The 1,119-nt window shown below is 59.8% G+C and carries 1 protein-coding gene; it reads left to right on the top strand.

What is annotated here, in order from left to right; translation table 11 throughout:
* Nucleotides 1-1,109: IS21-like element ISAs29 family transposase (istA, locus tag C3418_RS23640; protein ID WP_103859383.1), on the top strand; the 1,109-nt coding region annotated here is incomplete at its 5' end.
* Nucleotides 1,110-1,119 lie beyond the last annotated feature (10 nt).

Raw genomic sequence — 1,119 nt, 5'->3', positions numbered from 1 at the left:
TCTTTATCGACTACTGCGGGCCCACGGTGCCCATCGTGTCGCCGACTACGGGTGAGGTCCGTCAGGCACAAGTCTTTGTCGCCGTGCTCGGTGCGTCCAACTACACCTTTGCCGAGGCCACCTGGTCACAGTCACTGCCGGACTGGCTGCAAAGCCATGTCCGTGCCTTTGAGTTTTTCGGCGGGACACCGGCACTGCTGATCCCCGACAACCTCAAGAGCGGTGTCAGCAAGGCTTGCCGATACGATCCCGAGCTCAACCCCAGCTACCAGCAGTTGGCCGAGCACTATCAGGTGGCGGTGATGCCAGCTCGTCCTTACAAGCCCAAGGACAAGGCCAAGGCGGAGGTGGGTGTGCAGATCGTCGAGCGCTGGATCCTGGCCCGTCTACGCCATCAGACCTTCTTCTCGCTTGCCGAACTCAACCAGTGCATCCGTGCCTTGCTGAACGAACTCAACGAGCGTCCGTTCAAGCAACTGCCCGGTAACCGACGTGACGCATTTGAGCAGTTGGACCGCCCGGCACTGGGACCACTGCCGGTGCATCCCTATCGCTATGTCGCCATCAAAACGGTCAAGGTCAACATCGACTATCACGTCAGCTATGAGCAGCACCATTACTCGGTGCCACACCAGTATGTGGGTCAGCAACTGGAGCTCCATGCAGGCGACACACTGCTTCAGGTCTATCACCAGCAACAGCTGGTCGCGAGCCATCCACGTAAAACCATCCCGGGGATGAGCACGCTCCCTGAGCACATGCCGGAACGTCACAGCAAGCAGCAACGCTGGACCCCAGGGCGTCTTAAACAGTGGGCTGCTGACATCGGACCGAGCACCTTGTGCTGGGTTAGCGAACGGTTGGAAGAGAAAGCCCATGCCGAGCAGGCATACCGACTCTGCCTGGGGCTGCTGAGTCTTAGCCGGGAGTATCCGCCATCACGGGTTGAAGCCTGTTGCCAGTTGGCCAACCGGGAAGGTCTGGTGCGACTCAAACAGCTCAAGTCGGTGCTGACCAGTGGCCGCGACCAACTGCCCGCAAGCCCGCTGAGCTACCCAGAGTTACCGCAAGAGCACGAGAACATCCGTGGCCCCCAGAGCTTCCACTAAAGAGGATACG

This window comes from Aeromonas sp. ASNIH8 (assembly GCF_002919855.1).
Lineage (GTDB): Bacteria > Pseudomonadota > Gammaproteobacteria > Enterobacterales > Aeromonadaceae > Aeromonas > Aeromonas caviae.
This window is presented reverse-complemented; position numbering and strand designations above follow the sequence as displayed.